This window comes from Gordonia malaquae NBRC 108250, from assembly GCF_000344135.1.
GTDB lineage: Bacteria > Actinomycetota > Actinomycetes > Mycobacteriales > Mycobacteriaceae > Gordonia > Gordonia malaquae.
Genome location: NZ_BAOP01000034.1, coordinates 19816 through 42402, shown reverse-complemented (window position 1 = coordinate 42402; position 22587 = coordinate 19816). Strand labels below are relative to the sequence as shown.

The window sequence follows — 22587 nt, the reverse complement described above, 5'->3', positions numbered from 1 at the left end:
CGTGTCTCGCCCTAGCTCGAGAGGCTCGCCATGCGTGCGGCCCGCTCGGTCGCGGCCGCACGGGCCGCTGCTCGTGCCGCTTGTCTCCGCTTGGAGCCCTGGACGTGCACGGCGACCCACACCGTGACCCAGATCAGGCCGAACAGCCAGCCGAACATGATGTCGCTGAACCAGTGGACGCCGAGGTAGACGCGACTGAACCCGACGCCGACAACAAGCAGTGGCGCGGCCAGCAGCCACCACGCATGACGTCGCACGCGCGGGTACACGCGATGCAGGATGACGGCCCCGAGACCGTAGACGATCATCGACATCATGGCGTGCCCGGACGGGAACGATGCGCCCCCGATGTCGATGAGCCGGTCTGCGACCGGCGGTCGATCACGCGAGAAGATCAGTTTGAGCAGCACCATCAGCCCGTAGCCGGTCAGTGATGCGACAACGATGAGCACGGCGAAATCGATCCGTCCGGCGAGCCACGACAGCACCACGACACCGATGACGACCAGCGACAGCGTCAGTGTGTCACCCCACACGGTGATGAACTGCATGAGCGACGTCCAGGGTTCGTGACGGCCGGACACCACCGCGTCTGTCACGCGGTGGTCAACGCTGAACGGAGCCATCACGCGTCCAACCTACCGAGTGTGTGGTTCCGGCGTCGTCCACCCACTGTTCGACGGCGACATGGCGCTCCTCACCGTCGAGGTCGACGGCGACGATCAGCCGGTCGTGGACGACGATCGGTCCTCGCGACTCTCGGCCGCCGACAGCGGTGATCCAGGCGGCCTCGGCGGAGTCGGCGTCCACGGTCCGCCCCTGCCCGACCGGGACAGCGCGACACAGGCTGCTCGCGAGATCGGCGTCGAGGAGGTCACCGAGGATCTGCGCATCGGACTCGGACACCAACGGTCCCGGGAGCACGGACCGGTCCGCGGGAACCACCGCGGTCCACCACGGTTGATCGATCACGACGGGCCGTTCGGTGACCGATCCGTCGAGGGTTCGAACTCCGTCAGGCGGCTCGAGACGACGAGGCTCCACGCGGCCGTCACGAACGGCGGCGACCAGCGCCGCGTGCGCCCGCGCGGCGACCCCCGCGCTGATCTGACGCTCAGGGTCCGAGAGGGCTTCGATCCAGTTCTGTGCGTCGTCGGAATCGTCAGGGCCGTCGCCCACCAGCAGCGACGGGTACCTGTCCGAGTCCGGAGCCACATCGAAGAGGCCGGCGAAGCGCAGGTCGTCGACGCTCCGGAGCCTGCGAAGCGGAACGCCGTCGATCTCGGCGTATCGCCGAAGCCACCACCGGGTATAGCCGCTGTGCACCAGCTGAGACGTGGACGGGTCGTCCGCGAGGAGCGCCAGCGCGTCGGTCCATCGCCCGGGATCGACGAGGTCGAGGTCGCGGACCGCGTCGAGACGTTCCGGGGGAACCTCGAACTCGTCCCACCACTGCTCTTCGTCGGGCAGATCGTGGTCCGGGCCGGTCGGCAGGTCGTCGTGAACGGTCCCGAAACCCCACCCCACTCCGAGCGCGCGCAGCGGGACCTGTCCATATCGTTCGACGACGTCGGCCGCGACTACCCCGAAGGGTGAGTCGTCACCGAGCAGGTTCGCGATCGGGGCGTCCGGCAGCAGCAGTTCGTCTGCCGGCCAGTCGTCCCCGTCGACTGCCTTGATCTCGATCCGCCCCAGACCGGGCTGCTGCTCCGCTATTCCTCCGGCGCTCAGCAGACGCAGAACAGAGTCGGCGAGCTCGGCGTGGTCGTCGGCGGAATCGATCGCGGCCGCAAGGGCTGGATCGGCGAGAACGTCGGCGATCGAGCAGTGCTCGAGCCCGAGCCGATCGAGAAGCGGGTCGTACGCGTCCGGATGGACTATCGCCATCCAGTCAGGGGCGGCGTCGTCGGATCCGAGGCCGTCGACCACGACCAGGCCCCGCGCACCGATGTGAGTGCGTCCGTCGATGCGCGGGACGGGCAGCGCGCCGAGTTCCTCCCGCTCGTCACCGGTGTGGACGCGGTCTGCGAGTGCGGCGTACAGAGTCGCCCACCAGGCGGGTTCGCGCACCGTGGAGCCGAGCAGGTCGGCGATGTCCGCGAGTCCTAGTTCACGAGCGCCGAGCCGAACGAGCGCCACCGCGCTGACCCGGTCGGACACGTCGGGATGCGCCAGCGGCGCCATCACTTCGCCGAGCACCTCGGCCAACCTGTCCGACAATCCGGTGAGCACCCACGTGCGTTCAGGTGCCAACGCGTCACCGCCGATGGCGGGGACCCAGCGGGCATCGGCGAGGTCGGACAGGATCGCCGAGCGCAACTCGGCGTCGACCCGCCCGGAGCCCACCGTCGGGCGCGGCACCAGAAGGTGTTTGTCGCGATCCGGCGCGAGCGCGACGAGGTCTGCGTACCCGCGGGCCGCGGTCGCCACGTCGGCGTCCGGGTGTACGTCCCGCCGATCCGGAGTCAACGGAAGATCTGTGATGACACGCGCAGGCAGGGCCAGTTCGACGGCGGTGGGTGTCGGGCTGCGGAGTACCTCGTCACGGCACGGCACCACGGCCCCGTCCACGATGCGCACCATCCACGACGTCCCGTCGACCCGTGCGGTGAGCCAACGCTGCAACTCGGCGCCGTCACGGGCGATGACGACGTGGTCGCCCTCGACGGTGCGGGTGAAGACCGTGTCGTCGAGCTCGATGCGCGACAGCGCCTGGAGTTCGAGCAGCAGGTCGGGCACGTGCGCGGCGAAACCCTCGAACAATGCCGTTGCGTCGTCTCCGACGTCGATCGACACCTCGGTGCTGAATCCGGGAGGCGGTTCGGCGGCGGACGGCCACGCGAGACGTTGCGACGGAGAATCCTGTGATCCGGTCGCGGAGACGGTCCGCGCCCGACTGAACTCGATCGATCCGGTGGTGGACGCGACAGTCACCGAGGCGGCGAATGCCGTCGCCCGGAACCCGACGCCGAACCGTCCGACGGTGGTCACAGTCGCCGCGTGCGATTTGGGTGACACGCGCAGTGCCGTCAACGACTCGACACCGTCACGCGTCAACGGAGTACCGGTGTTCGCGAATCGCAGCACGTCGCCGTCACGGCGGATCCACAACACGCCGTCGTCCCCTGCGGCGTCGGCGGCATTCGCGGCGAGTTCGGTCAGGAGTCGGCCGCGGTACCCGATGTCGGCGAGTTCCGTCTCAGCGGCCGCGTCCTCGGCCATGCGAGTCGGTGACGACCGCCATGCGCGCAGCGTGGCGTCACGCAGTGCTGCCGTCCCGAACGGATCGGCAGTGGATCGATCAGGCGTCGGCGGCACCGGATACGGCCTGCGCGACGATCTCAATCGCGCCGTCGTCGAACGCGTCGTAGGCCGGGCTGCCCGCCCCGGACGGTTCAGTCACGTCCGAGTGCGCCCCGCATCCGTACTCGACGGACACCGCTCGTCCGTCGGCGGCGAACTCGTTGGCGCAGACACCGAACCCGGAGTGCAGCGCGCCTGCGATCGGCAAGTAGAAGCCGCAGGTGCCGCACGAGTGGCGTGCGTTTCGGGCCATCGCGGACGCCGGGCCGTACTCGCCGTCGAACCAGCGCTGCGCGGCGTCGGTACGTCCCTCGAACGACAGCAGTCGTCTGCGACCGAGGCCGATCTCTGCGTCGACCTGGCCGATCTCGTCGGCGTCGATGAGGCTGACGTCCTCGGTGTCGATCTGGCCGGGCACCAGCCGTGGATCGTCGGCGGGCGCGGCGAGTTGATCGCCCGGTCCGAGGTCCCCTGGCGCAATGCGCTCCACCCACGGCACCCAGTCGGGGGCCAGCAGCGCTCCCCCGCCGGGAAGCAGTGCGACTTCGCTGACTGTGACCTCGGCCGAGTCGGGTGCACCCGCCACGACCACGCACCACTGCCACCCGCGGTAACCGGGCAGTTCGGCGTCGAAGTAGTGCGTCGCGGCGTAATCGCCCTCGGCTCGGGCGCCTGTGTGTGCGCCCGGCTGCTCACCTTCGGCGACGAGCGCGGCACGCGCGACGTCGACCGCATCGACGAGTCGAGGAGCTTCGAATGCAACAGTCACCCGTCCAGTGTGCAATAGTCGGGCCCGCCGACGCACGTCAGGGGAATGGGTTCCCACCGTTGTCGGGCCGATGAGGAACAATCAATGGTGTGAACACCCGTGGATCTCGTGACGACCGTGGGGCGGCCGGTCGCCAGAATCCCCCGCCCGGCGGTCCCCAACCCGGCGGCGCCCGCCGGGGGAACCCGATGCCGCAGGACCCGCAGGCTCGGCGTCCTCGTCGCCCCGCGCCGCACCCCGGTCAGGCCAACTACCCGGCCGACGCCCCGCGGCGGTCTCCTCGCGTCCCCACTCAGCGGTTCGACGCGCCGGAATCGGATCACGGGCGTCCCGCGAGCAATGGATATCTGCCGCCGCGCACCCACAATCCGCACCTTCCGCCGCTCCCGCCGCAGTCGGATCCGCTCGACGAGCAGACCGCGGCGTTCGATCGAGACGGCGCGAGCCGACGCAAGGACGCCGAGTACGTTCCGCCGGAGAAGGTCACCGTCGTCCGTGTGATGGCTCGTCGGTCGAAGTACTTCACCGAGCGCGGCGCACAGATGGTCCATCGTGCGGCGACCGCCGACGGCGCCGACCGATCCGGTCTCACCGCGCTCACCCTGCCGGTGATCGCGAACACCGCTGTCGACGCGGCGATGGCGATCGCATTGGCGAACACCCTGTTCTTCGCTGCGGCGACCGGTGAGTCGAAGGTGAGCGTCGGACTGTATCTGGCGATCACGATCGCACCGTTCGCGCTGATCGCGCCCCTCATCGGGCCTGTCTTGGACAGGCTTCAGCATGGTCGACGCATCGCCATGGCGACGACGTTCGGACTGCGCGTGGTCCTCGGCCTGCTGATCATCGTGAACTCGTCGTGGGATTCGGACAAGATGCAGCTCGAGTACAAGCCGTGGGTTTTGTACCCGGCGGCGCTCGGCCTCATGGTGCTGTCGAAATCGTTCGGCGTCCTCAAATCCGCCGTTGCGCCCCGCGTGCTTCCGCCGAGCATCGACCTGGTGCGCGTCAACTCGCGACTCACCACGTTCGGCCTGGTCGCGGGAACGATGGTCGGCGGCGCGATCGCCGGAATCCTCGAGCTCCTGCTGGCCAAGGCGTTGCCGTTCCATGTTCCCGGCGCCATGGTCTGGCTGTGTCTGGTCGCCGCCGCGGGCGCGTACTTCTGCATGAAGATCCCGGCATGGGTGGAGTCGACGGAGGGCGAGGTCCCGACAACGATCACCTACCGCGGCAATCCGAATGCCGAGGACACCGCGCCCCAGCCCAAGGGCAGCAGCTTCTCCCGCGAACTGGCCGCCAAGATGCGCCAACCGCTGGGTCGGACCGTGGTCACCGGACTCTGGGGCAACGGCACCATCCGCATTCTGACCGGGTTCTTGACGCTGTACATCGCTTTCTACGCAAAGGCCCAGCCCACCACGTCGGGTTGGCAGCAGATGCTGATGCTCGGCGCCGTCGGCGCGGCAGCGGGTGTCGGCAACTTCCTCGGCAACGGCCTCGGCACGCGCCTCGAACTGAAGCATCCGACGAAGATCGTGCTGCTCGCCACCGGAGCGACCTTCGTCGCGTGTGTTCTCGCTGCGATCTTCGGCTCGCTCGTGTTCGTGGTGGTGGCCGGTTTCATCGGTTCCGCGACCAGTGCGATCGCGAAGGTCTGCATGGACTCGGCGATCCAGGACGATCTCCCCGAAGAGTCTCGCGCATCGGCGTTCGGCCGCTCTGAGACCGTCCTGCAGCTGTGCTGGGTGATCGGCGCGAGCCTCGGCGTGGTCTTGCCGACGACTCTCTCGATCGGTTTCACAGTCGTCGCGGTTCTCGTCGGAATCGGCTTCGTGCAAACGGTGCTGACCAGTCGAGGTGCGACGATGGTTCCCGGTTTCGGCGGCCGCAGGCCCGATCACGCCGCCCCCACGGTTCCGTTCCAGGCGCAGCCGCCGACCGGACCGAGCGGCGCACCGACACGCCGAACCGCCCGCTGACTTTCGATTCCACCGAACGACCGACAGGATTTCTCGTGCAGCACCCCGGAGACAAGAAGGCATTGACGATCCTCGCCGCTGCCGCGGCGGCCGTGGTCGTCCTCATCGCGGGGCTCACCGCGGTCCTCGTCGTCACGTCCGACGACGATCACGTGCCGACCGTCTCAGTCCAGGCAGGCGACACTTTTGTCCAGGTGCAGCCCGCGTATTGGTGCGAGCGAGACATGACCGACTGCACGCCCGCCGACCCCCGGACCGCGAAGCAGGTCCCGACCCAAGTGGCGCGTGCGGCCACGCCGGTCGGCTCCACGATGCTGCTGACGGTCCCCAAAGAGATCGCGTCCGGGCCGTGGTTCGCGTTTGCGCAGTACGCCACGCCGAAAGGCCTGCAGCGAGTCGTCACGTTGAACCGCTCCGACTCGAAGTACACGATGGAACTCACAAGCACCCCCGATCGGGTCCTGCTCGGTGTCGACATTCAGTCGGTGGCCACCGTCCTCGACAACTCCCCCAACGGCCTGAACTCCCCCGACGGATCGATTCTCATGCGGGGTGTCTTCTCAGTCGACGCCCGCCCCGACGGCTACACGGTCACGAACGTCACCGAGTTGCCCGACACCCGTGCCTGAGCGGAAGCCGACTCCCGTCAACGACGAACGCGGCCTCCGGGAAGCCGCGTTCGTCGTTGAATCGTCGATCTACGTAATTGCTAGCGGTCGAGCTCGCGCGTGACGCCTCGGACCACCTCGGAGATGCGCTGAGACGTCTTGCGGTCCGGGTAGCGGCCGTTGCGCAGACTGGGCTGCACGGCGCCTTCGAGGAGCGTGATGAGGTCGGCGATCATGCCGTGGAGCTCGTCGGGACTCTTGCGCTCGACGTCCGGGCGCTTGTGCTCCCGACGCGACGCCTCCCTGTTGTTCTTGACCACGCTGGGCGCGGGTTCGAGCACCGACACCCGCAGTGCCTGCGGCCCGCGGCGGCCCGCGGCCATGTCGAACTCCACTCGCTGACCGGCCTTCAGGTCGGCGACGTCGGACGGCAACGCGTCCGCGCGGACGTACACGTCGTCGCCGTCGTCCTGCGACAGGAACCCGAAGCCCTTGTCGGCGTCGTACCACTTCACTCGGCCGGTTGGCACAGCACTCACCCTCAATGATCTCTACTGCCAGCTATGGAAAAGGCGCCCCTTGCTCGCTGACAGGAGAGCGGAGACGCACTGGAACCGATTCTACTCTGCTGGTTTACCGTGGAAGTCATGGAGACCCAGAAGCCGTCGCGCCTGTTGCCCACTGCGGTGATCCTGTTCGCAATCGGCATGGTCGCGTCGTTGGCGCTCCTGCTGCCGCCGGTACGCGACAGTTCGACCGCCCTCGTGACGACCCTGTACGTCGTGGCGTTGGGCGCTCCTGCCGGTTTCCTGCTCGGGCTCGTCTTCGCGTTGCGCTCCGGTCGGCGCAGTCGATGACCGATCTCCTGCCCGCATCAGACGAAGCCGCGCTGAAGCGGGCGTTCAGCTGCTTCCCGACTGGCGTCGTCGCGGTCTGCCGCCGGACGTCCGACGGCGAGGACGTCGGGATGTCGGCGAGTTCTTTCGCCACCGTGTCGCTCGATCCGCCGCTGGTGTCGGTGTGCGTTCGCGACGGATCGACCACGTGGCCTCGACTGACGACCGCCGAACGTCTCGGGGTCAGCGTGTTCGCCGGACACCAGGGTGAGATCTGCCGCCGCCTGGCGGGTCCGCCGGAGCAACGATTCGATTCGGTGAAGCGATTCGTCACCGAATCGGGAGCCCTGATGATCTCCGGGGCCGCGGCTCACCTCGACTGCTCGGTGCTACAGGAGATTCCCGCAGGCGACCACCACGTGGTCCTCCTGCGGATTCATGCTCTGCGCAGCGATCCGAGCGTCGAACCACTCGTATTTCACGCGTCGACTTTCCGCGCCCTCGAAGCCCGCCGAACACAATCCTGAGCCAACGACGTGGCGCGAGTCTCAATCTGAATGTGATCCTTGTCACATAACGGGACGATAACGAACCGGATACAGACCGGGTGTCAGCTGCGTGAACTGCAACGACGCCGACAGGTGTCCGAAACGCGTTACTCGCCGGTAGAAATGCGCCTAGAAACAACAGATGAACTGGCGAGTACCAACCCGTAGTGTTCAGGTCGGTCGTCATCGAAGGTGATGTCCATCCAACCGAATAGCCCCTTCCGACCGCGCCAAGCCTCGCTCCGCCGGACAGGGAAACGAACACAGCAATTCAGGAGCGAGGACGGGGGACCCACCATCTCCCCGTGAGACCCGGCGGACGAGCAATCGACCGCCTTGGGGTTAAGTCCGCGGCTAGGCACACGCCGAACCCGCCGGCCGGGCACCTCTCGCCCGAACCCGACAGCTCACCTCGTAGGCGCGTGGAGAGAGGAAAACACACTATGACCGGACGTCACTCGAAGCAGACGACCAGCAACACCAAGACTTTCGCCAAGATCGCCGTCACCTCGGCAGTCATCGGCGGCATCGGCGGCGGTGCAGCCCTCCTCAGCGGAGCAGGCCACGCCTCGGCTGCCACCGACGCCGAGTGGAACCAGGTCGCACAGTGCGAGTCGGGCGGCAACTGGGCCATCAACACCGGAAACGGCTACCACGGCGGCCTGCAGTTCAGCCCGAGCACCTGGACCGCCAACGGTGGCGGCCAGTACGCTCCCACCGCCGACCAGGCGACCCGCGAGCAGCAGATCGCCATCGGCGAGCGCGTTCTCGCCACCCAGGGCAAGGGCGCATGGCCCACCTGCGGCACCGTCCTCTCGGGCCCGAGCGCACGCACTGCTCCTGCGACCCCGAAGGCTGCCCCCAAGACGGCCCCCAAGGCTGAGGACAAGAGCTTCGACCTGTCGAAGGCCGGCGACGCCAAGACCAGCGACGACGCCAAGAAGCAGGTCGACGAGGCGCTCGACGACTCGAACGTCAGCCCTGAGGTCCGCAACGCATGGAAGGCCGCAAAGGACTCCGGCTACGACCTCACCAAGGACCAGGTCAAGCTGTTCAACCAGAACAAGGGCCTCCTGAAGTTCTGATCTCCACCCCAAAGCATCACCCGAAGACCCCCGTTCCGATTTCCGGAGCGGGGGTCTTCGCCTTTCGCCTCGCTGCTGGGCACGGCCTACGGTCGTCGACCCACACAACGACAACGGCCCCCGCTCAGAGAGCGGGGGCCGTTGGAGTGTCTGCGAGTGGCGTCAGCGATTGACGACGGTCTTCGCGTGAATGTACGGGAGGTCGTCGACAGGCAGCGGGAACTGCGTGTCGCCGAACGGGGACAGTGCACCCGAGAGGTGCGCGAGGAGCTCGGTCACAGCGTGGTCGTCTCCGGCCTCTTCGGGCCAACCCGCGTCCACGTATCCATTCTTCTTAGCCACGTGGATCATTCTGCCATGCGACGGTCCGGCGGGACTACACACCCGGGTACATCTGTCCCGATCGGTAACATGGACTGAATGAGTCCGGACCCGTCGTTGCGCACGTCATCCGACGAGTTGGCGTCGCGGTCGGACGATCAGCTCGTCGAGCTTCTGGTCCGACGCCCCGACCTCGCGTCGCCGCCGCCCCGCGGCACCGGTGTGCTGGCGCAACGCGCGATGTCGGCGGCGTCGATCGCGCTCGCGGGTGAAGGGCTCGATCTTCTCAGCGTGGCGGTCGTCGAGGCGTTCCTCGACTGCGCTCGGCTGGCAGAGAGGGAGCGGCCCGGGGACAGCCATCACGATCTACTCGGACCGGTGAGTCGAGACGACATCGTCTCCCGACTCGGTCGGCGTGCACTGCGCGCCGATGTGGACGCGCGGCTGACGTATCTGTCGGAGCGGGCCCTGATCTGGCCGTCCGGGCTGTCGTCCGGTCGTAAGGCGACGAGTTGGGTGGCGGCGAGCCACCTCCCGTCCGCACTCCCCTGGCGTGCTCCTCATCTCCTCGGGCCGATGGCCTCGGTCGACTCATCCGACATCGCCGACCGAGTGGCCGCACTCGACGAACGTCCACGCGAACTGCTGACCACGCTGGCTCAGGGACCGGCCCTCGGACGGTCGCGGGACGCCGCGCCCGACGCTGACCCCTCTGCGCCGGTCCCCCGGCTCCTCGCCGCCGATCTGTTGGCTCGAGTCGACGAGCAGACGGTCGAGCTTCCTCCCCAGGTCGGGCAGGTGCTGCGCGGCGAACCGCCGCTGATCACGGCGACGCTCCGTGAACCGGTGCTCGCCGGGGATCCGTCCCGATTCGACGTCGACGCCGCCGGTGCCGGAGAAGCTCTGGAGTTGCTCCGACACACCGCGGACCTGATCGGAGCGCTCGGCGACGCCCCGGCCGCGGTCCTGCGGTCGGGCGGCATGGGAGTGCGCGAGCTCCGCCGTCTCGCCAAGTCCCTCGGAGTCAGCGTCACCCGCATCGGCCTGCTGGTCGAGGTCCTCGCCGCCGCCCGCCTGATCGGCGCCGGTGTGCCCGAGACGATGGACGCGTTGTCTACAGACGAGGTGTTCGCACCGACCACCGCGGTCGACGGTTGGCGACACCAGGATCCGGAACGTCGCTGGGCCACCATGGCGACCGCGTGGCTCGATCTGCCTCGTCGCCCGTGGCAGATCGGTGAGACCGACCGCGACGGCGCGATCATCGGCGCACTGGTGTCGGAGTCGTTCGACGCAGCCGCACCACTGCTGCGGCGCACCGTGCTCGCTCCGCTGACCGAGACCGAGCGATCGGTACCGGTGAGCGTCGACGACCTGGTCGCACTGCTCGGGTGGCGGCATCCGCGCCAGCTCCGGCGGCTCTCGCGTCGTGTGGTCGGCGAGACGCTGCGCGAGGCCACCGAACTCGGACTCGTGGCGCACGGGAGTCTCACGTCGGCCGGCCGAGCGCTGCTCGAATTGGATCCGGACGCCGAGGACTCCACTGCGCTCGTCGCCACGATGGCGTCGTCACTGCCCGAACCGATCGACTACTTCCTGGTCCAGGCCGATTTCACGGTCACCGTGCCCGGCCCGCTGACACCGTCGCTCGCCGACCGGTTGGCATTGGTCGCCGACCTCGAATCCGGTGGCGCCGCATCGGTGTACCGCGTCACCGAGGACGGTGTACGCCGTGCCTTGGATTCCGGACGCACCGCGGCAGAACTGTCAGCTCTGTTCACCGAACACTCGAAGACTCCGGTGCCGCAGTCGTTGACGTATCTCATCGACGACGTCGCCCGCCGTCACGGAAGCCTCCGGGTCGGCGTCGCGTCGTCGTTCGTCCGCTGCGACGATGCGGCGATGCTCACCGAAGTCCTGCGCAGCGACGCCGCCGCAGAGCTCGCGCTTCGAGCGTTGGCCCCCACCGTCGCGGTGTCAGCGGCGCCCCTGCGAGAAGTGATCGAGAGACTCCGCGGTGCCGGCTTCGCGCCCGCGGGCGAGGATTCGTCAGGCACCCTCGTCGATCTCCGCAGTGCGGGTGTCCGGGTACCCGCGCGCCAGTCGGGCTCCAGACGACCCGCGAAACGAGGGCGGATCGGCCCAGGACAGGCGAGCACAGTGGTGACCCGCATGCGCACCGCCGACCGGGCCGACGGCCCGATCACCGCGCAGGCGACGTCCGGCTCGGGCGAGACGACATCCACCCTGATCCAGCTCGCGCTCCAGACAGGCCGACGGCTACGCATCGGGTACGTGGACGCCCAGGGCGGCGCGAGCCGACACGTCGTGAAGGCTCGATCGCTGGCTGCCGGGCAACTCGTCGCCGATGAGGAGGCGGGCGACGCCGACGTCCGCTTCGCCCTCCACCGCATCACCCGCGTCGAACTCCTGTAGACCCGAACGGACCCGAGGTGGCCGGGACCTGCGCCGGGAAGGAACAATGGTCGGGTGACTGACGGACCGTTGATCGTGCAATCGGACAAGACCCTCCTGCTGGAGATGGATCACCCGGACGCCGCCAAGGCGCGGGCGGCGATCGCTCCGTTCGCCGAACTCGAGCGCGCGCCCGAACACATCCACACCTACCGGGTCACGCCGCTCGCGCTGTGGAACGCGCGCGCCGCGGGCCACGATGCCGAGCAGGTGGTCGACGCTCTCGTCACCTACTCCCGGTTTCCCGTCCCCCAGCCGCTGCTCGTCGACATCGTCGACACCATGGGTCGGTTCGGCAGGCTCCAACTGGTGAAGCATCCCGCCCACGGGCTGACGCTGGTCTCGTTCGACCGTGCGGTGCTCGAGGAGATCCTCCGGAACAAGAAGGTCGCACCGATGCTGGGCGATCGCCTGGACGAGGACACCGTCGTGGTGCATCCGTCGGAGCGGGGACGCCTCAAGCAAGTGCTGCTCAAGGTCGGCTGGCCTGCCGAGGACCTCGCCGGGTACGTCGACGGCGAAGCGCACCCGATCGATCTGGTGCAGGACGGCTGGGCACTGCGCGATTACCAGGAACTTGCCGCCGACTCGTTCTGGGCCGGGGGCTCGGGAGTGGTCGTCCTGCCGTGCGGTGCGGGTAAGACGATGGTCGGCGCCGCCGCGATGGCGAAGGCCGCTGCCACCACTCTGATCCTGGTGACGAACACGGTCGCGGGTCGGCAGTGGAAGCGTGAACTCGTCGCTCGCACATCGCTCACCGAAGACGAGATCGGAGAGTACTCGGGCGAACGCAAGGAGATCCGCCCGGTGACCATCGCGACGTATCAGGTGATGACTCGGAAGTCGAAGGGCGAGTACAAGAATCTCGACCTGTTCGACTCCCGAGACTGGGGACTCATCGTGTACGACGAAGTCCACCTCCTTCCGGCACCGGTGTTCCGCATGACGGCCGACCTCCAGTCACGCCGCAGGCTCGGACTCACCGCGACACTCGTCCGCGAGGACGGCCGGGAAGGCGATGTGTTCAGCCTGATCGGCCCCAAGCGGTACGACGCACCGTGGAAGGACATCGAGGCGCAGGGATGGATCGCCCCCGCCGACTGTGTTGAGGTCCGAGTGACGATGACCGACGAGGAGCGACTCCAGTACGCCGTCGCCGAAGCCGAGGAGAAGTACAAGCTCTGCTCGACGGCGCGGTCGAAGATGTCGGTGGTGAAGTCGATCCTCGGCCGCCACTCCGATGCCCAGACACTGGTGATCGGCGCGTACATCGACCAGCTCGAAGAACTCGGCGAAGCACTGAACTGCCCGGTGATCCAGGGTTCGACTCGAAACGCCGAACGAGAGAAGTTGTTCGACGCCTTCCGTCGCGGTGAACTGTCGACGCTTGTCGTCTCCAAGGTGGCGAACTTCTCCATCGACCTGCCGGAGGCGTCCGTCGCCGTGCAGGTGTCGGGCACGTTCGGTTCGCGGCAGGAAGAGGCGCAGCGCCTCGGGCGTCTCCTGCGCCCCAAGGCCGACGGCGGGCAGGCGCACTTCTACTCCGTCGTCTCTCGCGACTCCCTCGACGCCGACTACGCCGCCCATCGGCAGCGCTTCCTCGCCGAGCAGGGCTACGCCTACCGCATCATCGACGCCGCCGACCTCTAGCTCGCAACTTCGGCACTGTCTACCGCGCACAGCGCGGTAGACAGTGCCGAAGTCGTCGACGAGGTGCGTACGCTGACGCCATGCCCTTGGTCGCCCGGATGCAGCCGTTCACGTCGACGATCTTCGCTGAGATGTCGGCACTCGCCGTGGCGCACGACGCCGTCAACCTGGGACAGGGGTTTCCCGACTCGGACGGCCCGGAGTCGATGCTCGACGCCGCGCGCGCCGCGATCACTGACGGATTCAACCAGTACCCGCCCGGCCCGGGGATCCCGGAACTGCGTGAGGCCGTCGCCGCCCAGCAACTCGACGACTACGGCCTCGCGTACGACCCGGACACCGACGTCCTGATCACCGTCGGCGCCACCGAAGCGATCGCAGGCGCTGTCCTGGGACTCGTCGACGCGGGCGACGAGGTGGTGATGATCGAGCCGTACTACGACGCGTACGCGGCGACTGTCGCCCTTGCGGGCGGTGTCCGCCGAACCGTCTCGCTGGTTCCGGACGGCGACGGCTTCCGGCTCGACCGTGATGCATTGGCTGCGGCGTTCAGCCCGACGACGGCCGCGGTGATCGTGAACTCGCCGCACAACCCGACCGGCACCATCCTGTCCGACGACGATCTCGCCGAGATCGCACGACTGTGCATCGCGAACGACGTCGTCGCGATCACCGACGAAGTGTACGAGCATCTCGTCTTCGACGGGGCGGTCCACCGATCGTTGGCAACCCTGCCCGGCATGAAGGAGCGGACTCTCCGGATCTCCGGCGCCGCCAAGACCTTTCACGTCACGGGGTGGAAGGTGGGCTGGATCAGCGGTCCGCGGGAGCTGATCGCCGCGGCCAGGGCCGCCAAACAGTATCTGACCTACGTCGGGAGCGGGCCGTTCCAGCCGGCGATCGCCCACGCGCTGCGGAACGAGATGGACTGGGTGCGCGACGACGCCGTCGCCCTCGGCGAGAAGCGCACCATGCTGTCGACCGCACTGACCGACGCAGGTTTCAGCGTTCACCGAAGCCAGGGCACGTACTTCGTGTGCGCGGACCCGAGGCCGCTCGGAGTGACCGACGGCGACACGTTCTGCCGCGAACTCCCGGAACGCATCGGCGTGGCCGCCGTTCCCATCAGTGCGTTCGTCGACGATGCCGGCCCCTGGCGTCACATGGTCCGCTTCGCCTTCGCCAAGAGCGACGACGCGATCGCCGAAGCCGCCCGTCGACTGCGGACGCTGTAGGGCATCAGAAGACGCCGGAGGGACGGAACTGGACGCTGATCCGCGGGCCGGCGCCGGAGACTTTCGGGACGGCGTGATCCCACGTCCGCTGGCAGCTTCCTCCCATGACGAGGAGGTCGCCCGACCCGAGGACGAATCGGCGGGACGCTCCCCCGCCGCGCGGGCGCAGCAGCAGTGGCCGGGGAGCGCCAAGCGACAGAATGGCGACCAGGGTGTTCTGCGACCTGCCTTTGCCGATGCGATCGCCGTGCCACGCGACGCTGTCGGAACCGTCGCGGTACAGGCAGAGGCCCGCCGTCGCGAAGCCCGACGGCAACTCGTCGCGGTAGTGGTCGCTGAGATCGGCACGCGCAGCGCGAAGGATCGGATGCGGCCATCGATCCCGATCGAGGTACATCGCGAGCAGACGTGGCACGGGGACTGTCGCGTCGTACATCCGACGTTCTTCGGCTCGCCACGGCACATCGGTGCGGAGACCGTCGAACAGTTCCATCGACCCCTGCAGCCAACCGGGCCGCAGATCGACCCAGGCGCCGTCGGCCAATTCGGTCCGCCGCATCCCGCGCGCGAGCGAGGTCAGCGCAGGCGCGTCTGAGTCCGTGTCGAACAACGACGCCTGAAGTCCCGCGGCCATACAGGTGATCGTACACCTGTTCGAAGATTCATACGGCGGGGAACTCGACTCCGGTCAAGCGCTCCGACTCCGACCACAGCCGATCGCGAAGATCCTGATCGGATGCCGCCCGCCTGGTCCGCGCCACCGTCGGCTTGCCGCGGAGTCCGCCAAGGCCCCGAGGACCGTAGTACGTGCCGTTCCGTGCCGCGGGCGACGTGGCCGCGAAGAGCTGAGGCAGAGCTCCCATCGCGGGCGTCTGACCGACGCGCAACAGATCGCCCGCCTTCATCACGTAGTCGAACGTGGTCTCGGTCTTGCCGAGGAGGCCTGTCGACGCGTAGCCGGGGTGGGCCAGAACGGCGATCTTCGACGAACCCGCCGCCTCGAACCTGCGGGCGAGCTCGAGCCCGAACAGCATGTTCGCGAACTTCGAGTCGCCGTACGCGATGGCGCGGCGGTACGTGCGTCGGTCGTAGCCGAGGTCGTCGACGTCGATGCGAGCGAAGCGATGGGCGATCGACGAGAGGACCACCACTCGCTCGGTGATCTTCGGAATCAACAGTGCCGTCAGCGCGAAGTGCCCAAGGTGATTGGTGCCCATCTGCATCTCGAAGCCGTCGATCGTCCGCCCGTACGGGACGCCCATGATGCCTGCGTTGTTCACCAGGACGTCCGCCTCGTCGACGGTGTCGGCGAAGGCACGCACCGAGGCCAGGTCGGAGAGGTCGAGTTCTGCAACGGTGGCGGCCGGACCGATCTGTTCGGCGACTGTCCGTGCTTTGGCCACATTGCGGCAGGCCAAGGTCACCTGGCCGCCCGCAGCGGCAACGGCCTTCGCCGTCTCGGCGCCGAGCCCGCTGTTCGCTCCGGTGATGATGAAGCGTCGGCCGTGCTGTGCGGGAATGTCGTCGCGGCTCCAGCCACCCACGTTTACGCCTCCTTGGTCGTGACCCTCGACGTCCGTTCGCCGGGCATGGCGAACTTGACCAGATCGGCGAGAACACTACCGAGAGACGGCGGCTCGTGGCGAACGAGCAGTTCGGACGGCGCGAAGATCTCAGTCACGTGGGCGCGGCCCCGCAGCACCTGCCGGTCGACTCGCTTCCACCGCACAGCCTCGTCCTCCGCGGCCGCCTCGATCGCGGCGCGGCTCGCATAGACCGACGAATAGCCCTCTTTCGCAAGGTCGGAGAGGCGGGCCGACTCGTTCACCGAATCGCCGATGACCGTGTACTCGTACCGGGTCCTCGCCCCGATGTTGCCGGCGAACACGCGTCCGTACGCGACGCCCATCCCCCATTCGAGGGGCAGACGCTCACTGAGCTCCGCGCCGAGTTCACGAGCTGCGGTCAACGCGGCCAGTGCCGGGTCGCGCAGAGGCGCGGGCGCACCGAAGACGATCAATGCGGCGTCACCCTCGAACTTGTTGATGAAGCCGCCGTGCCGGTCGACGACGTCGGCGACGATCGAGAAGAACGCGTTGAGGACAACGGCCGTCTCACGTGGATCACGGTCCGCGGCGAAAGCCGTGGACCCGGTGATGTCGACGAAGATGACGGCGACGTCCGTGTTGGATCCGACGAGTTCGCCGTCCTGTTCGAGGGCGAGTTGGGCGACGTGATCTCCGACGTGCCGCGAGAAGATGTCGCGCATCCGTTCACGTTCGGCCAGGCCGTCGAGCATCGAGTTGAAGCCCGCCTGAAGCACGCCGAGCTCGGAGGCGTCGTAGACGGCGACGCGCTGCGAGATGTCACCGTTGCGCGCGGCCTCGACCACTTCGCGCATGTCGTTCAGCGGGTCGGCGATCGCTCGGTTCACCAGACCGACCACACGTGCGCCGGATGTCAGCGCGATGATCGCGAGCAGGATCACCGTCCAGTCGACGGCGCCTGCGACGGGAGGGACCCAGCCGAGGCCACGACCGAGGTTCACCAGCAGCAGACCGACCATCGGCACGGCCGACGAGACGACCCACACCACGATCATCCGCTCGCGGACACCATGGACGACGCGAGTCGACGTGGACCCGCGCATCGCGAGAATGGCGAGGGGTCGCGCAGCGCTCTCGGCGAAGAGATACGTGAGGGAGCACGAGGTGATCGCGGCGAGCGCGAACGCGCCGCCCACCGCGAGCACGAACACCAGTCGCATGTCGGAGATCGTCACGTACACGCCGAACGCCGTCATCCAACCGAGGAGGTCGGCGACGACCAGACTCGCAGGTATGCGGACCACGTCCCGTCTGCGACGTGCGTCGGCGGGCTCCGCGGTGACGAACCAACGGTACTGCGGAAGAAGGAAGAAGATCGAGGCCACGACGCTGGCAACGGTGCCGACGAGCAAGGCTGCCAGCACGGCGCCCATGTCGGCGTCGGTGTGGATCTCGAAACGTCCGCCGTTGAAGGCGAGCAGCACCGCGACGAACGTCTCGACGCCGATGAGCACCTTGGCGCCCGCGACGATCATGCCGCCGATCAGCAGGCCACGGGTAGCAAATCGTTTGCGCGTCTGCGGGTCGAGTTCGAGGATCTCCACCTCGTCACGGTCGCGCCCCTGTGCGTTGAGCCCGCCGAGCATGACCATCGTCTTGAAACGGCGATCCATCCGGTCGGCGATGCGATGCGCCTTCTCTCGCTGACGTTTTGTCATGAAACGCATCACCTCCCAGGTTGTTTCGATCTCTGGAGAGAGTACCGAATACCTGGGAGGTGACAGGGTGTGCGCGATCACTCGACGCGCATCATGCGCTGAGGTCAGGCGGCGCGAACGGCTTCGATCTCGAGGTTGATCGTGATCTTGTCGCCGACGACAGTGCCGCCGGTCTCGAGCGGCATCTCGATGTCGATGCCGAAGTCCTTGCGGTTGATGACGGTCTTGGCCTCAAAACCCGCGACGGCGCCGTGGCCCATGCCCGGGTTCACACCGTTGAACTCCATCTGAAGGGTGACGGGCTTGGTGACGCCGCGGAGGGTGAAGTCACCGTGGACGAGGTAGTCGCCACCGTCGGCCTCGACCGACGTGGAGACGAACGTGGCGGTCGGGTGGTTGCCGGCGTCGAAGAAGTCAGCCGAACGGACGTGCTGGTCGCGCTGCTCATTGCGGGTGTCGATCGACGTGACGTCGATGGTGGCGTTCACTGCGGGGCTGCCGTCTTCGGCGATCTCGATGGTGCCGGTGAACGCACCGAAGGTGCCACGGACCTTGGAGACCATGAGATGGCGGACGGTGAAGCCGACGGTGGAGTGGGTCGGGTCGATGTTCCAGGTGCCTGCGGTCAGTTCGGTGGGTACGAGTGCGGTGGTCATCGTTGCCTCCTTGGAAGTGCGCGTTGATGAGGTTCTGGGCCTGCGGTCTGCCGTGTGGCGATCGCTTGCAATCAATGTAAACGGACCACGGTCCGTTTACTTCCATGTGTGATGGACGTTACATTGGACTGATGGGGCTACGCGATGATCTGAGGGCTCGACTCGACGGTTTCGAGGCGCGCAGAATCCCGCTCAGGCCTGGAACCCGGGCCGCTGCCGTGGCGATCGTCGTGGCTCCGGTGGCCGACGGCGGGAGAGGGATCTGGCTGACACGTCGCCCGTCCGACATGCGCCGTCACGCAGCACAGTTCGCGCTGCCGGGCGGACGGCTCGACGACGGGGAGACCACGCACGACGCGGCCCTGCGCGAGTTGGAGGAGGAGATGGGAATCCATCTCGGTCCGGACTCCGTCCTCGGCGACCTCGACGACTACGCGACCAGGTCCGGCTTCGTGATATCCCCGACCGTCGTCTGGTGCGACGACGAGGTGACGCTCCGCCCGAACCCAGCCGAGGTGGAGCGCGTGTTTCTGATCGATCTCGACGAGCTGGCCACCGCGGCGCCAATCTTCGAGACCATTCCGGAGTCGGATCGTCCGGTGATGTCGCTGCCACTCATCGGTCGGCGAATCCACGCCCCGACGGCAGCAGTGATCTATCAGTTCGCGCGAGTCGCACTGCACGGCGATCCGGTCCGCGTCGCCGACTACGACCAACCGGTCTTCGCCTGGCGTTGAGCTCCGCCGACCGAAGGGTCAAGACATCGCTAGGGCGTGTCTCCTAATTCGCCGCTCGGGATCGGCGGATCAGGTGTGCGCCCCGCATGGCGGAGGAGGGAGGGATACCGGTAGGTATCACGACCGACGACAACGCCGCGGGGAGTGCATCTGGCCGTCGAGACCGCGCGAAGCGAATTAGGAGACACGCCCTCGTGGCACCTCACAGGCCGCGCATGCCTCCCTGAGGCATCGGACGGGCTGTGAGGTACCAGTAGCGCAACACTCCTTAGTCAGCCGAGCGGTGCTTGGCGCGACGGGCTTGGTACTGCGGCTCCACGCGGTCGCGAGCGATCGCCTCCTCTGACTGCGAGCCCGCGGTGCCGTCATCCGGGTGTTCGCCGGTGCCCGCCTCTACCCAGCGGTCGCCGGTCGACGGCGCCTTGTCGAGAAAGTGCGGCTGCACCGGCTCGCCCGCGTACGCGTCGTGGGTGACGGTCCGGGTCGACGTGTCGTCCTCGACAACCCGCTCGACCTCCTTCTCGACCATCTTGCGGACGATGACGGGCTTCTCGACGACCACCTCGACGATCTTCTCGATCGGCTTCTCGATGATCCGTTCCACCTCGCGGTAGACGGGCTTCTCGACGACCTTCTCCACAACGTGCTCGACAGGCTTCTCGATGATCCGCTCGGACACGACGTTGATCTGCTTCTCGATGACCTTCTCGACGAGCACCGGTGTCTGCACGTGCTTCTCGAACTCGCGGTGCACCGGGGTGTCGATGACCTTCTCGACGATCTCGGGCCGCTCGACGATCTTCTCGACGATGTGCTCAACAGCCTTGTCGACGATCTGTTCCACAACGTTGGGCTTCTCGACGATCCGCTCCACAACGTGATCGACGGGCTTCTCGACGACTTTCTCGACGACGTTCGGCTTCTCGACGACCTTCTCGACGATCCGTTCGACGGGTCGCTCGACAACTTCCTCGGTCACTTCGGGGACTTCGAGGATCTTCTCGATGACGTGGTCGACGGGGCGCGACACGATCTGTTCGACGATGTTGGGGACCTCGACGACCTTCTCGACAGTGTGGTCGGCGGGGCGCTCGACGATCTCCTCGATCACGTTCGGCTTCTCGACGATCCGCTCGACCACATGATCGACAGGCTTCTCGACGACCTTCTCCACCACGTTCGGAACTTCGACGACTCGCTCGACGACGTGATCGACAGGCTTCTCGACGACCTTCTCGATCACGTTCGGCTTCTCGACGATCCGCTCGACCACATGATCGACAGGCTTCTCGACGACCTTCTCCACCACGTTCGGAACTTCGACGACTCGCTCGACTTCGCGGTCGACAGGCTTCTCGACGATCTTCTCGACAACGTTGGGCATCTCGACCACCCGCTCGACGACCCGCTCGACCGTGGTCTCGACGATCTCCTCGATCACCTCGGGCTTCTCGACGACCCGCTCGAGGACGTGCTCGACAGGCTTCTCGATCACCTTCTCCACGATGTCGGGCTTTTCGACGATGCGCTCGACGATCTTCTCAACGGGCTTCTCGATGACCTTCTCGACCACGTTGGGCTTCTCGACGATGCGCTCGATGACGTGATCGACGGCCTTCTCGATCGGCTTGTCGACGAGTCGTTCGACGACCACCTCGCGGGGCACTTCGACGACCTTGATGACCGGACGTTCGACGACCACCTCGATGATCTTCTCGACGGGCTTCTCGACCGTCTTGTAGATCACCTCTTCGACGGGGACCTCGATCTCCTTCTCGACCGTCGTGTACACGTTCTTCTCGACGGGCACTTCGATGATGTGTTCGACGATCTTCTCGACAGGCTTCTCGACGGTGATCTCGATGATCTTCTCGACAGGCTTTTCAATGACCTTTTCGACGATCGACTCGACCGGCACTTCGACGATCTTGTCGACGAGTGTGACGATCGGCTTCTCGACCATGCGCTCGAGGGTGATCGGCTTCTCGACAACGGTGTCCGTGATGTCGACGATCAGTTTCTCGATCACCCGCTGCACCTCGGCGGGCCGCTCGATCACTTCGTCGACGACGGTGACGATGAGACGTTCCACGAGCCGCTGGATCTCGACGGGCTTGTCGGCGATCTGGTCGAGGACGGTGACGATCGGCTTCTCGACCAGACGGGAGATCTCGATCTCGGTCTCTTCGACCTCGTCGACGACGGTGACGATGGGGCGTTCGATGAGACGCGGCAGTTCAACTGCGACGTCTTCGATTTCGTCCACCACCGAGATGACGGGCTTCTCGACGACACGAGTCAGCTCGACCGGGGTGTCGACGATCTTGTCGACGACGGTGACGATCGGCTTCTCCACCAGACGCGGAACCTCAACCGCGCGATCGACGATCTCGTCGTAGACGGTGACGATCGGCTTCTCCACCAGACGTGGCAGCTCCACCGGCTTGTCGACGATCTCGTCGGTGACGGTGACGGCAGGCTGTTCGATGACGCGCGGCACGTCGACGGGCTTCTCGACCACGTTGTCGACGACGGTGACGATGGGATGCTCAACGAGTCGTGCGACTTCGACCGGCTTGTCGACGACGTCGTCGACGATCGTCACAACGGGCTTCTCCACGAGTCGCTGGACGTTTACCGGCTTATCTGTCAGCTCGTCCTCGACTGTGACGATGGGACGTTCGACGATCCGCTTGAGTGTGACGGGCTTGTCGGTCACTTCGTCGACGACGGTGACGACAGGCTTCTCCACGAGGCGGGAGACGGTGGCGGGCTTGTCGATGACGGTGTCGACGGTGTCGATCACAAGTCGTTCGACGATGCGCTCGAGGGTGATCGGCTTGTCGATCACTGTTTCGACAGGGTTCTCGACGAGCCGCTCGACCGTGTATCCGCGGTCGACGACGTTGTCGACGATGGTCAACTCAGGATTTGCGGTGTCCTGGTCGGCGCCTTCGGTCATCATCTCTCCTCGACACGGGTATTCGACTGTGTCCACACTTCCACAGCCTGACTCTATGTTCACTGCGCCATGCGGCTTTGAGGCGAAAACTACATTGAGCGAACGCATTACGGACTCTGGGCTCGTACAACGCAAAAACCCCCTTGCGTGTGCAA

The 22587-nt window shown here is 66.7% G+C and carries 19 protein-coding genes and 1 riboswitch; of the genes, 9 read left to right on the top strand and 10 right to left on the bottom strand.

Annotated elements, in window-relative coordinates:
- Nucleotides 1-11: 11 nt before the first annotated feature.
- Genes GM1_RS17985 through GM1_RS17975 form a run of 3 tightly spaced genes read right to left on the bottom strand, consistent with a single transcriptional unit; the run spans nt 12 to nt 4072 of the window.
- Entirely contained in the window at nt 12-626 is a 615-nt protein-coding gene (locus GM1_RS17985; protein WP_008381198.1) for a phosphatase PAP2 family protein, read from the bottom strand.
- Entirely contained in the window at nt 607-3318 is a 2712-nt protein-coding gene (locus GM1_RS17980; protein WP_008381196.1) for a sacsin N-terminal ATP-binding-like domain-containing protein, read from the bottom strand. The genes GM1_RS17985 and GM1_RS17980 overlap by 20 nt, the downstream gene beginning before the upstream one ends.
- Nucleotides 3302-4072, bottom strand: a complete 771-nt coding sequence (locus GM1_RS17975; protein ID WP_008381195.1) for a DUF3027 domain-containing protein — start codon at nt 4070-4072, stop codon at nt 3302-3304. The genes GM1_RS17980 and GM1_RS17975 overlap by 17 nt, the downstream gene beginning before the upstream one ends.
- A 188-nt stretch (nt 4073-4260) precedes the next feature.
- On the opposite strand from GM1_RS17975, the gene GM1_RS17970 reads away from it, so the two are divergent.
- Nucleotides 4261-6054, top strand: coding sequence for an MFS transporter (locus tag GM1_RS17970; RefSeq protein ID WP_008381193.1), 1794 nt, complete (start codon nt 4261-4263; stop codon nt 6052-6054).
- A 35-nt stretch (nt 6055-6089) separates the two neighbouring features.
- Nucleotides 6090-6683, top strand: a complete 594-nt coding sequence (locus GM1_RS17965) for a DUF2771 family protein (protein WP_008381192.1) — start codon at nt 6090-6092, stop codon at nt 6681-6683.
- An 80-nt stretch (nt 6684-6763) separates the two neighbouring features.
- Here GM1_RS17965 and GM1_RS17960 read toward each other — a convergent pair whose 3' ends face one another.
- A complete protein-coding gene (locus GM1_RS17960) occupies nt 6764-7192 on the bottom strand; it encodes a cold-shock protein (RefSeq protein WP_008381190.1) in 429 nt (142 codons plus the stop codon).
- 117 nt (nt 7193-7309) lie between these two features.
- Here GM1_RS17960 and GM1_RS17955 point away from each other — a divergent pair, with 117 nt between their 5' ends.
- From GM1_RS17955 to GM1_RS17945, 3 genes are all read left to right on the top strand, one after another.
- Nucleotides 7310-7519, top strand: a complete 210-nt coding sequence (locus GM1_RS17955) for a hypothetical protein (RefSeq protein ID WP_008381189.1) — start codon at nt 7310-7312, stop codon at nt 7517-7519.
- A complete protein-coding gene (locus GM1_RS17950) occupies nt 7516-8025 on the top strand; it encodes a flavin reductase family protein (RefSeq protein ID WP_008381188.1) in 510 nt (169 codons plus the stop codon). The genes GM1_RS17955 and GM1_RS17950 overlap by 4 nt, the downstream gene beginning before the upstream one ends.
- 276 nt (nt 8026-8301) lie before the next feature.
- A riboswitch (cyclic di-AMP (ydaO/yuaA leader) is annotated at nt 8302-8483 on the top strand.
- A gap of 6 nt (nt 8484-8489) precedes the next feature.
- A complete protein-coding gene (locus tag GM1_RS17945; RefSeq protein WP_008381187.1) occupies nt 8490-9131 on the top strand; it encodes a transglycosylase family protein in 642 nt (213 codons plus the stop codon).
- A 162-nt stretch (nt 9132-9293) separates the two neighbouring features.
- Here GM1_RS17945 and GM1_RS17940 read toward each other — a convergent pair whose 3' ends face one another.
- On the bottom strand, nt 9294-9482 hold the full coding sequence (locus tag GM1_RS17940; protein WP_040520613.1) for a hypothetical protein: 189 nt from the start codon (nt 9480-9482) through the stop codon (nt 9294-9296).
- 69 nt (nt 9483-9551) lie between these two features.
- Here GM1_RS17940 and GM1_RS17935 point away from each other — a divergent pair, with 69 nt between their 5' ends.
- The 3 genes from GM1_RS17935 to GM1_RS17925 all read left to right on the top strand — a co-directional run bounded on the left by GM1_RS17935 (nt 9552) and on the right by GM1_RS17925 (nt 14812).
- Nucleotides 9552-11888: a helicase-associated domain-containing protein gene (locus GM1_RS17935; protein WP_008381185.1), complete on the top strand. Its 2337-nt coding sequence runs from the start codon at nt 9552-9554 to the stop codon at nt 11886-11888.
- A 54-nt stretch (nt 11889-11942) separates the two neighbouring features.
- Nucleotides 11943-13577 carry a DNA repair helicase XPB gene (locus tag GM1_RS17930; protein ID WP_008381184.1) on the top strand — a complete coding sequence of 545 codons (1635 nt, stop codon included), beginning with the start codon at nt 11943-11945 and terminating at the stop codon, nt 13575-13577.
- An 80-nt stretch (nt 13578-13657) separates the two neighbouring features.
- Nucleotides 13658-14812: a pyridoxal phosphate-dependent aminotransferase gene (locus tag GM1_RS17925; RefSeq protein ID WP_008381183.1), complete on the top strand. Its 1155-nt coding sequence runs from the start codon at nt 13658-13660 to the stop codon at nt 14810-14812.
- A 4-nt stretch (nt 14813-14816) separates the two neighbouring features.
- On the opposite strand, the gene GM1_RS17920 is transcribed toward GM1_RS17925, so the two are convergent.
- The 4 genes from GM1_RS17920 to GM1_RS17905 form a co-directional block, all read right to left on the bottom strand.
- Nucleotides 14817-15446, bottom strand: coding sequence for an alpha-ketoglutarate-dependent dioxygenase AlkB (locus tag GM1_RS17920; protein ID WP_008381182.1), 630 nt, complete (start codon nt 15444-15446; stop codon nt 14817-14819).
- A 28-nt stretch (nt 15447-15474) separates the two neighbouring features.
- Nucleotides 15475-16356 (bottom strand): oxidoreductase, encoded by an 882-nt coding sequence (locus GM1_RS17915; protein ID WP_008381181.1) that lies wholly within the window; start codon nt 16354-16356, stop codon nt 15475-15477.
- A gap of 2 nt (nt 16357-16358) precedes the next feature.
- Nucleotides 16359-18077 (bottom strand): adenylate/guanylate cyclase domain-containing protein, encoded by a 1719-nt coding sequence (locus GM1_RS17910; RefSeq protein ID WP_040520622.1) that lies wholly within the window; start codon nt 18075-18077, stop codon nt 16359-16361.
- Between the two features lie 104 nt (nt 18078-18181).
- Nucleotides 18182-18733, bottom strand: coding sequence for a YceI family protein (locus tag GM1_RS17905; RefSeq protein ID WP_008381179.1), 552 nt, complete (start codon nt 18731-18733; stop codon nt 18182-18184).
- Nucleotides 18734-18864: 131 nt separating this feature from the next.
- Here GM1_RS17905 and GM1_RS17900 point away from each other — a divergent pair, with 131 nt between their 5' ends.
- A complete protein-coding gene (locus tag GM1_RS17900) occupies nt 18865-19470 on the top strand; it encodes an NUDIX hydrolase (RefSeq protein WP_008381178.1) in 606 nt (201 codons plus the stop codon).
- A gap of 268 nt (nt 19471-19738) precedes the next feature.
- Here GM1_RS17900 and GM1_RS17895 read toward each other — a convergent pair whose 3' ends face one another.
- A complete protein-coding gene (locus GM1_RS17895) occupies nt 19739-22435 on the bottom strand; it encodes a hypothetical protein (RefSeq protein ID WP_244874783.1) in 2697 nt (898 codons plus the stop codon).
- Nucleotides 22436-22587: the final 152 nt, after the last annotated feature.

Bases quoted from the DNA above. Each gene is read 5' to 3' on its own strand.
- GM1_RS17970 (WP_008381193.1), top strand. From the start codon at position 4,261: ATGCCGCAGGACCCGCAGGCTCGGCGTCCTCGTCGCCCCGCGCCGCAC.
- GM1_RS17940 (WP_040520613.1), bottom strand. From the start codon at position 9,482: ATGATCCACGTGGCTAAGAAGAATGGATACGTGGACGCGGGTTGGCCC.
- GM1_RS17905 (WP_008381179.1), bottom strand. From the start codon at position 18,733: ATGACCACCGCACTCGTACCCACCGAACTGACCGCAGGCACCTGGAAC.
- GM1_RS17920 (WP_008381182.1), bottom strand. From the start codon at position 15,446: ATGGCCGCGGGACTTCAGGCGTCGTTGTTCGACACGGACTCAGACGCG.
- GM1_RS17910 (WP_040520622.1), bottom strand. From the start codon at position 18,077: ATGACAAAACGTCAGCGAGAGAAGGCGCATCGCATCGCCGACCGGATG.
- GM1_RS17935 (WP_008381185.1), top strand. From the start codon at position 9,552: ATGAGTCCGGACCCGTCGTTGCGCACGTCATCCGACGAGTTGGCGTCG.
- GM1_RS17895 (WP_244874783.1), bottom strand. From the start codon at position 22,435: ATGATGACCGAAGGCGCCGACCAGGACACCGCAAATCCTGAGTTGACC.
- GM1_RS17950 (WP_008381188.1), top strand. From the start codon at position 7,516: ATGACCGATCTCCTGCCCGCATCAGACGAAGCCGCGCTGAAGCGGGCG.
- GM1_RS17945 (WP_008381187.1), top strand. From the start codon at position 8,490: ATGACCGGACGTCACTCGAAGCAGACGACCAGCAACACCAAGACTTTC.
- GM1_RS17985 (WP_008381198.1), bottom strand. From the start codon at position 626: ATGGCTCCGTTCAGCGTTGACCACCGCGTGACAGACGCGGTGGTGTCC.
- GM1_RS17900 (WP_008381178.1), top strand. From the start codon at position 18,865: ATGGGGCTACGCGATGATCTGAGGGCTCGACTCGACGGTTTCGAGGCG.
- GM1_RS17955 (WP_008381189.1), top strand. From the start codon at position 7,310: ATGGAGACCCAGAAGCCGTCGCGCCTGTTGCCCACTGCGGTGATCCTG.
- GM1_RS17925 (WP_008381183.1), top strand. From the start codon at position 13,658: ATGCCCTTGGTCGCCCGGATGCAGCCGTTCACGTCGACGATCTTCGCT.